The organism is Caproicibacterium sp. XB2, from assembly GCF_044880635.1.
GTDB classification, from domain to species: Bacteria; Bacillota; Clostridia; order Oscillospirales; family Acutalibacteraceae; genus Caproicibacterium; species Caproicibacterium lactatifermentans.
Map to the genome: position 1 here is coordinate 1,083,824 of NZ_CP173227.1, position 9,237 is coordinate 1,093,060.

Sequence of the window (9,237 nt, forward strand, 5' to 3'; positions counted from 1 at the left end):
GTGGATTGAAATAAAACAAAGTCGCTTTTCCAGCCGCCGAGCTGCAGTCGCTCCCTACACGGGAGCGTGGATTGAAATCTTATAACCTCGGAGCAAATGCATATGGTTCCAACGTCGCTCCCTACACGGGAGCGTGGATTGAAATGTGCACAGTCATAATGCCGTCGAGCTTGTCTAGTTGTCGCTCCCTACACGGGAGCGTGGATTGAAATACACAGGGAGGCGATACCGGATAACCGCCGCAGGGTCGCTCCCTACACGGGAGCGTGGATTGAAATCTCCTCCCAATCAGCTAACGGGGCTTTAATCCGGTCGCTCCCTACACGGGAGCGTGGATTGAAATACGACTACGAAGAGGAAATAAAAAAAGCAGAATCAGGTCGCTCCCTACACGGGAGCGTGGATTGAAATTCAACCGGCTAAAAAAGTGGGTTGACAAAACTTTGTCGCTCCCTACACGGGAGCGTTACAAGTTCACTATACCACTACACACCGGGGCAAGTTTATTTGAAGCGTGGCTTGCCGTTTGTCCGGCGATTAGATTCGGATGTAATACGTAGTTTTTTTCCTCAGACAGGGCAATACATCAATCCGGAAGCAGAGCGTTTGTTCTTCTATGAGGACGATTGTATTTTTCTAAGATGGCATTAAGAACGTTTTGCGTATCAATCCAATCCTTGGGGCTGATATACCCTTCGTGCCTGCCCACAGAAACAATCCATTCTGTTATAGGCTTTCGAGATAAAAGCTGAGAAAAATCTCGGATTAAAGAATGTGGAGTTTTCATCTTCAACTTTCATTTGGTCTGTTTTATTGTGAGAGGATAAGCCCTGCTTTCCGTCAAATTTCTCCTGTTCGCCAAAGATGTTCCTGCCATGCTCCAAACTGCGGTTGAAGCTGCGCGGGGACTTTATTCTTATGTTCCCACAATTTGTATTCAGTAATGTTGACTTTCCGGAACTGGAGGGACCAAGCAGGACGCAGATGCTTCCTTTATCATCCCGCAGGTTATTCCGCACAGTACCTCCGTACAATTTCCGCCATCGCCAAAGGATTTATGAAGTTCGATTAATTCAAGATACATGACCTTTTCCGCTTTCTTCCTATTTAATTCGGTCACACATTTCTTCCAGATGTTCCGGCTCTACCTCTGCCATAAGCGCACAAGCAGCAGAACCCACATCGGATTCATCTGGTAATAACACTCGGAGATAACTGCACAGAACCTCATAGTATTTACTGTATTTTCGTGCAAGTTCCCGCCCAGTATCCGTAAAAGAAACGGCACCGTATAAATCTTTGCGTACCAGTTTCATCTCCTTTAGCGTATCTATCATAGCGTGGACACTCGGTTTTGTGATACCAAGTGCTTCCGCAATTCGTACACAGCGTGTGCCGGAACCATCCGAATTGAGTGCATACAGTGCCAGCAAGTATTTGATATTTGAGGCAGTTAATATTTGTTTCCGGTTAGTCATCGCTTACCTCCTGCTAAAAGATAAGGGAGGCACAGTGTGTTTTCTGCGTCTCCCCTAGTAACATCATTGCTTGTGGCAGGAGCCGCCCATCGGACAATGCCCGCAATTGCCGCCACAGGTGGATTTGCCTTTCTTTTTATCTCTTCTCATGACAACAATAATTCCGATTACGATAACGACAAGCGCAAGAGAAATAAGAATTGTTGCGATATTTGCACTAAGCCATGTGAGCATTTCAATCGACTCCTTTCAAGAGTATCATTTGTTTTATTTTACTTTCACTTTTGCAGTTAATTTCGTGGCTTCTTTATACGGACGAACCAGCATATAAATCATACCTGCGAGAAATGCAAAGGCGAAGATTAAGCCAACTACATTCACATTGCCTGTGAACATACCGCCGAACTGATTGATCATCAGTGCAATTACATAAGCAAATCCGCACTGATAAGCAATGGCAAACCATGTCCACTTGGCGCTATTCATCTCATGCTTAATTGCACCGATAGCCGCAAAGCAAGGAGCGCACAAAAGGTTGAACACAAGGAATGAGTATGCACTGATACCGGTGAATACGCTGCCAAGTGTTGCATACACATTGCCGGAAGCACCGTAGAGGATACCCATGGTGCCGACAATATTCTCTTTGGCAACAAGGCCGGTAATGGAAGCGACAGCCGCTTCCCAAGTTCCCCAACCGAGAGGCTTGAATATCCATGCGATGGCTCCGCCGATAGCTGCAAGAATGGAAGAATTGATTTCATCCTCTGCAAGCATACGGAAGGTTCCGTCAACAAATCCGAAGTAAGTGGTAAACCAAACAACGATGGTGGAGAGAAGAATGATTGTTCCGGCTTTCTTGATGAAAGACCAGCCGCGTTCCCACATGGAGCGAAGCACATTCTTGACAGTCGGCCAGTGATAAGCAGGAAGCTCCATAACGAAGGGAGCCGGTTCTCCGGAGAACATTTTCGTCTTTTTCAGAATAATGCCGGAGATAACAATTGCCGCCATGCCGATAAAGTATGCCGATGTGGAGACAATTGCGGAACCGCCGAACAGTGCGCCTGCAATCATAGCGATAAACGGAACCTTTGCACCGCAAGGGATAAAAGTGGTAGTCATAATCGTCATACGGCGGTCACGCTCGTTTTCAATTGTACGGGATGCCATGACGCCGGGAACGCCGCAGCCCACGCCGATGAGCATCGGAATAAAGGATTTACCCGAAAGCCCAAACTTACGGAACACACGGTCAAGAACAAAGGCGATACGGGACATATAGCCGCAGGCTTCAAGGAATGCAAGCAAGAGGAATAGAACGAGCATCTGCGGAACGAAACCCAGCACCGCACCGACACCGGCGACGATACCGTCATTGATGAGTCCTGAAAGCCAATCCGCTGCACCCGCAGCTTCCAGTCCGTTACCAACCAAAACAGGGATACCGGGAACCCATACACCATAAGTGGATGTATCAGGTGCGCCATAGGATTCTTTATAATTGGTATTCAGATAAGCGGCAACCGCATTTTTCAAATCCGTTTTTGTCGTATTCGGGTGGTCGGTTGCTTCAAGAGTTTCTTCGTTCTCTGTCTGGTAGGTTACGCTTGCATTTGAAGGAGTTTCGCTTACAAGCTGTTCAAGTGCCGATTTAGCAACCGCTTCATCATAATTTTCAGATTTCGTATCTATGGCAGCTGAGATGTTCTTATCACCGTATTTAGCGACAAATCCTTTAATGATCTGATCGCTGTCACCGTAGGTGTCGGCGGCTTCACTATATGTGCTGGAGCCAATGCCAAACAGGTGCCAGCCGTCACCGAACACGCCGTCATTCATCCAGTCAGTTGCAGCCGTACCGACAGAAACCATGGAAATATAGTAAACAAGGAACATCACGGCTGCAAAAATAGGAAGTCCAAGCCAACGGTTTGTTACAACACGGTCAATCTTGTCGGAAGTTGAAAGCTTACCGACATTCTTCTTTTTATAGCAGGCTTTGAGAATTGAGGCGATATACACATAGCGCTCATTGGTGATGATACTTTCCGCGTCATCATCCAGCTCTTTTTCCGCCGCTTTGATATCTTCTTCAATATGGGCAAGGACACCGCCATTCAGTTTAATCTGTTCAAGCACCTTATCATCGCGCTCAAAAATCTTGATTGCGTACCAGCGCTGCTGTTCTTCCGGCATATTATGTACGGCAGCTTCTTCAATATGGGCAAGCGCGTGTTCCACAGCTCCGGAGAAGGTATGCTGCGGAACGGTTTTAGCGTTCTTCGCCGCATCAATCGCAGCTTCTGCCGCCTCCATGATTCCTTCGCCCTTCAGGGCGGAGATTTCGACGATTTTCACACCAAGCTCGCGGGACAACTCGGCAATGTTAATCTTATCACCGCTCTTTTTCACCACATCCATCATATTGATTGCCATAATGACTGGGATACCAAGCTCTGTAAGTTGAGTGGTGAGATAAAGGTTTCTTTCAAGGTTTGTGCCGTCTACGATGTTTAGAATGACATCGGGGCGCTCACCAATCAAATAATTTCTTGCAACAACCTCCTCCAAGGTATACGGAGAAAGTGAGTAAATACCGGGAAGGTCGGTTACGATAACACCGTCATGCTTTTTTAATTTGCCTTCCTTTTTTTCAACTGTAACGCCCGGCCAGTTTCCGACGAACTGGTTGGAACCGGTAAGAGCATTAAAAAGTGTCGTCTTACCACTGTTGGGATTTCCCGCAAGAGCAATCTTTAAATCCATCTCTATGTTCCTCTCCTTCACGATTAGCGGTTTCTAACCTACTGCCCTAAAAAATAGGAGTTGCCAAAACTCCTTATTACTCAATCTCTATCATTTCCGCATCCGCTTTACGAATAGAAAGCTCATAGCCACGGACATTAACCTCAATCGGATCGCCCAACGGAGCAACCTTACGGATATGTACCTCAACGCCTTTTGTGATACCCATATCCATAATTCTGCGCTTGACCGCACCTTCGCCGTGAAGTTTCACGACCTTTATGCTATCACCGACCTTGACCTGCCTAAGTGTTTTCATGCCTTTGTCCTCCTTAGTTTATTTACGCTTTATAAATACAAATCAAATCATGATTTTTTGCGCCATTTCTTTGCTGATTGCTACCCGTGCTTCTTTGACATTTACAATCACATTACCGGACATCGCGGCAACCACCGTTACATTTCCTCCGGCAACAAAACCGAGATTCTTAAGGTGTTTCTTGACCTCCGGACTTCCTCCAATACGCTTAATCATGTTTTCTTCGCCTACATTTGCAAGTGTTAGCGGCATCATAAATCATCCTTCTTCACAATCTGTTTTTGTGATTAGCTCCCGCTAACCATATATACATTAGCACCGACTAACTGAATTGTCAAGAAGTTATTCGTTTGTTTTGATGATCCGTTACAATTTTTGGCAAACTGCAATATCAGTTAGCGTAATATATCTACAATTTTATATATATTATCCTACCTCTTTTTTGACGTATTTTACGTCTATTCCTTTATCGACTATGACAGATAGCATAAAGTAACCTTGATTTATTCATGATTTGTGCTATCAAATATAAATTAAATGAAGCAAGGAGGAAAAGAGAAGTATCAGCCGTGCTGTGGGACTGTTGAAAAACGGGAATCCGCATAGAGAATGCTTGAGGTTCTTTATCACATGGCGGGTCTGTTCGGTCAGCGTCTTTGGTTTTATGGAAAAACGACAACGTATAAACAAAAACCAGTGGTTTCCTACATACAAAAACAGGCGCTTCCGGATGGAAGCGCCTGTTTGCCTGTACACTATGTATTTCATTCAGCTTCTTTTCTGTACAAGGGAATTTTAACTTCAACCTGTGCCTTTTCCGCCCAATCCAGCAGCGTGTTCGCTGCCGACCTCGTAATGGCAGCATCCTGTTTAATATCTGCAATATCTGTCTGCATATCGGATATCTTCGCATCCATGCTGTCTAAACGTGTATCCATATTATCCAATCGTGTATTGACTTGACCAAACTGTTGGTCCAACATTTGCTGAATGGCAGCAAGCATTTCTTCATCGGTCATGGTTTTCACTTCTCCCCCCTTTTGTATCTACCATTAGTATATACGCTGCGGTATGGCAAAACAAGTTGTAACTTTTACAAAAGGTGTGTACTTGCATTTCCTTTTATAATATCTTATACTGGTGAAGTAAATATAAGACAAGAGGAAGCACATCTGATTTATGGATACAATCACAATATATGCTTACAAGAGTACAGAAGGAATGATTTGGTCTTCTTCTCCGAAAGACATTTACGAAAAATACGTTGCAGAACTACCGGAAGGCTGGGCCCTGCACAAGTGTTCCTGTGGAAGAATTGGCTTAAAAACACCCTTTGGCAGTGTAATTGCCCCGCACACAGCACTGGTCACACGTAATGGAATACCCTTCCTTGCTGCCTGCAACCAGACTAAATGCGTCTTTAAGTACCATTACTATAGATTTACAACCATAAAAAAATTTGTAAGGCTGCGGCAAAAAAATCTTCAATTGTGCAGTCCGCAGAAAGGATTGCCCTTCTCCTTTCTGCAAAACAGAAAAGGAACCGGTTCAAAATAATGAATCGGTTCCTTTTCCTCTGCCAAAAGCAAAAAATGGGATATCATACGTTTTGCTTTATCTCCGGTAAAGACCGTTTTGGTCAATCATACGGGAAATCATTTCAACAGATCCCTGAATTCCATAGCTTGCGCTATTGATACACAAGTCATAGTTTTCCGGGTCGCCCCATTTGCGGCCGGTAAAGAAATGATAATACTTGCTGCGCTTGTGGTCCAGCTGCTTCAGCAGATTGCTGGCATGCTTGCGGTCCAGCGAATGCGTTTTCATCACACGCCGTACACGCTGTTCAAATGGCGCCGTAATGAAGACGCTGACATGCGGGATACGGCCACCCGTTAAAATAACATCTGCGCAGCGTCCCATAACGACAAAATCTTCTTTGGCAGCCATTTCGCAGAGAAGCCCGCTCAAGTTAAAGAATACCGCGTCGTTTTCGGGCAGTCCATGGTAACGGTGGAAGTTGTCCAACGTCTGACCCTTCTGTGGCTTTCTCACCTTATTGGGCACTGCATTAGCGCTGGAGATATCTTCAATAGAATTCTTGTCCGCATCCAGATGTTCCAAGACGGTATTAAATATCTTCTGATCATAAAAATTGATTTTCAGCGCATTTGCCAGTGCAAAACCAATATCTGTACCTGCACAGCCAAGTGTACGGCTGATGCAGACAATCAGATGATCTTTGTCAGTAAAGCGTTCATGCAGATGAATAGCGTTCAGTTTTGCACGGCTTTCATCCAAAATATCGACCGTACCAAAGCTGGTGGGAATGCTTTTAATCTCCACTAAAATGTTGTTGTACTCAGCCATTAAACGGGCACGTGTTTCCTCATCGGGAATGGTGCGGGCCATATTTGCTACCAAGGCCATTTCACTGCGCAGCAAATAGGATTTCCGGCTGCCGCACATTAGCTCCGCAAGGCTTTCCACACATTCGTCACGGCTACCGGTAAAAACCCGTCCCAGAGAGGACCCCAGGCACTGATAAACCTCGCCGTCCAATTCATAAATCCGTTCAGCGAGCTTCATACATTTTGCACGATTTTCCTGCATCGTTTTATCTTGCATAGTTGAGTCCCCCCCTTATAAGAAGAATATGAGCGTATCCAGCAGGAACACTGGAATGAGGAATGCCACAGACCACAGCATATAGCCGAAGAAAGAAGGCATACGAATACCGTTTTCATCCGAGATGGATTTAACCATAAAGTTCGGCGCATTGCCAATGTAGGTGTTGGCACCCATGAACACGGAACCACAGGAGATAGCCATGAGCATTTTGAGCGGAATCATACCTACAGAAGTAGACAGACCGCTGGTAAAGCCCAGAGCACCCGCCGTGGTGAGGAACACCAGATAGGTCGGTGTATTGTCAAGGAAGCTGGAAAGTGCACCGGCTGCCCAGAACATCTGCGCTGGCTGGTTGAGACCCAGTTCTGCACCATGCAGTTTCAGCAGAATCAGCGCAGGCTGCATGGTGATGAAAATGCCGATGAACAAAGTGGCCACTTCCTGAATAGCACCCCATGTAAAATGGTTCTTTGTACGAACCGTTTTATCGGTTGTGCGGAAGGACAGCCATGCTGCTAACAGGATAATAGCAACTTCAATAATAGACGGGAATCCCAGTGTAACATTGCTTGTAATATGAATGCCCAGTACATTACCGGAAGCATCCTTAAAGGCAGGTATGGTCGGCAATGTACCACTAAGGATAACGCCGATAACAATCATAATCAGGAAGAAGATATTGTGCAGACCGTGAATCTTGACTTTTCCGCCGGGTTTGCTGATGTCCGGTTTCCAGCCTTCTGCAATATCTTTCCGATAATTGTAGCGGTCAATCCAGTAGAAAATAAGCAGCAGCACCGCTGCGTTGAAAGCAAGCACCGGGAACAGGTGCAGGCTCCAGAAGAACGGCACGCCACGCATAAAGCCCATCAGCAGCGGCGGGTCGCCGATAGGTGTCAGGCAGCCGCCAAGATTGGAAATAAGGAAAATGAAGAATATCATGATGTGACTTTTGCGTTTCCGCCAAGAATTCACTTTAATGATTGGGCGAACCATCAGCATGCTGGCACCGGTCGTACCAATCCAGCTGGAAAGCAATGTACCAATCAGAAGAAGAATTACATTGATGCGTGGTGAACCGGCAAGGTCACCCTCAAGGGTAATATTGCCTGACACACAAAACAGGCCAAACAACAGGATAATAAAGGTCAGATAGTCGTTAAAGATACAGTCCAAAACAACGTCTGTTGTCCTTCCTATACCACAGGTGATGGCAAAAGGAATAATAAACAGCAGTGACCAAACCAGCACAGCCTTTCCCTTATTGCGATCCCACCAGTCTGGTTTGATAAGCGGAACAATCGCAATGGAAAGCAGAAGCCCTACAAATGGAATGCAGAGCCACGGTGGAATGGATGCAGAAGCCGCAGCAGCCGTCGCTTTCACATGCGTTGTTGCGGAAGCTGCAGCCGGGAACCAGTGCAGAAAGGCTACTGCAAGTCCACCGGATGATAGATTGAAAATATTCAAGAAACGAGCCTCCTTAATAAAACAGCGAAAAGACTGCAGATTCCCTGCCGTGCGGAAGTCTGCAAAAGCCGCAGGACAACAGACCTGCCGGGTATTAGGGCAGCCTTTGGCTGATTAATGAACAATCCCTAAAGTAAGTGAAATTTTTAAGGAGAGTTAACTGAAAGGATTATCCTGACACACAGGAAATGAAATTTCCGGGCAGCATAAAACATAATAAAAGAGGCGGTTCCTCTGTAGATATTCCCTGGTGCTGCTGACAGGGAATATGAAACAAAAAGCGAAACAGCGGACCTGCTTAACAGATCCACTGAATGACGTATTTTATATATTATATATAGATAATTGCCGAATAAACCCGCTTAACCTAATACCGCACAAATGAACATCTTTGCAGAAAAAATGCGGAGAGATACTCCGCACCGTTTTATATTTCCCCAGCGGAACTCTTTATTCGACAATTGAAAATCTTTTGCAACAGAGATTATAGCACATCCCACCCCATTGCGCAAGCAGACTGGAAAAGGAAAAATATAAATTTTTGGAGAAATTGTACTGTCGGCATCTGCAAAAGCGGTACCTGTAAAATAA

At 45.5% G+C, this 9,237-nt stretch carries 9 protein-coding genes and 1 CRISPR repeat array (1 of these 10 running past the window's edge); of the genes, 1 reads left to right on the forward strand and 8 read right to left on the reverse strand.

Annotated elements, in window-relative coordinates; all coding sequences use genetic code 11:
- A CRISPR array of direct repeats spans positions 1–411; the repeat unit is 32 nt; unit sequence GTCGCTCCCTACACGGGAGCGTGGATTGAAAT; it begins 284 nt to the left of the window's first position.
- Between the two features lie 692 nt (positions 412–1,103).
- The 6 genes from ACIHKT_RS05455 to ACIHKT_RS05480 form a co-directional block, all read right to left on the reverse strand.
- Positions 1,104–1,478 (reverse strand): metal-dependent transcriptional regulator, encoded by a 375-nt coding sequence (locus ACIHKT_RS05455; RefSeq protein WP_086035864.1) that lies wholly within the window; start codon positions 1,476–1,478, stop codon positions 1,104–1,106.
- A 63-nt stretch (positions 1,479–1,541) separates the two neighbouring features.
- Complete coding sequence (locus tag ACIHKT_RS05460; protein WP_086035865.1) at positions 1,542–1,712, reverse strand: FeoB-associated Cys-rich membrane protein; 171 nt, start codon at positions 1,710–1,712, stop codon at positions 1,542–1,544.
- A gap of 33 nt (positions 1,713–1,745) precedes the next feature.
- On the reverse strand, positions 1,746–4,247 hold the full coding sequence (gene feoB / locus ACIHKT_RS05465; RefSeq protein WP_086035866.1) for a ferrous iron transport protein B: 2,502 nt from the start codon (positions 4,245–4,247) through the stop codon (positions 1,746–1,748).
- Between the two features lie 76 nt (positions 4,248–4,323).
- Entirely contained in the window at positions 4,324–4,545 is a 222-nt protein-coding gene (locus tag ACIHKT_RS05470; protein WP_086035867.1) for a ferrous iron transport protein A, read from the reverse strand.
- Between the two features lie 42 nt (positions 4,546–4,587).
- Complete coding sequence (locus tag ACIHKT_RS05475; RefSeq protein WP_086035868.1) at positions 4,588–4,800, reverse strand: FeoA family protein; 213 nt, start codon at positions 4,798–4,800, stop codon at positions 4,588–4,590.
- A 509-nt stretch (positions 4,801–5,309) separates the two neighbouring features.
- Entirely contained in the window at positions 5,310–5,573 is a 264-nt protein-coding gene (locus tag ACIHKT_RS05480) for a hypothetical protein (RefSeq protein ID WP_157658939.1), read from the reverse strand.
- Between the two features lie 151 nt (positions 5,574–5,724).
- On the opposite strand from ACIHKT_RS05480, the gene ACIHKT_RS05485 reads away from it, so the two are divergent.
- Positions 5,725–6,102 (forward strand): hypothetical protein, encoded by a 378-nt coding sequence (locus tag ACIHKT_RS05485; protein ID WP_086035870.1) that lies wholly within the window; start codon positions 5,725–5,727, stop codon positions 6,100–6,102.
- Positions 6,103–6,159: 57 nt separating this feature from the next.
- Here the strand turns inward: ACIHKT_RS05485 and ACIHKT_RS05490 are convergent, their stop codons facing one another.
- Together ACIHKT_RS05490 and ACIHKT_RS05495 are read right to left on the reverse strand one after the other, a co-directional pair.
- Positions 6,160–7,173 carry an AAA family ATPase gene (locus ACIHKT_RS05490; RefSeq protein ID WP_236849738.1) on the reverse strand — a complete coding sequence of 338 codons (1,014 nt, stop codon included), beginning with the start codon at positions 7,171–7,173 and terminating at the stop codon, positions 6,160–6,162.
- A 15-nt stretch (positions 7,174–7,188) separates the two neighbouring features.
- On the reverse strand, positions 7,189–8,646 hold the full coding sequence (locus tag ACIHKT_RS05495) for a sodium:proton antiporter (RefSeq protein ID WP_338031368.1): 1,458 nt from the start codon (positions 8,644–8,646) through the stop codon (positions 7,189–7,191).
- Positions 8,647–9,237: the final 591 nt, after the last annotated feature.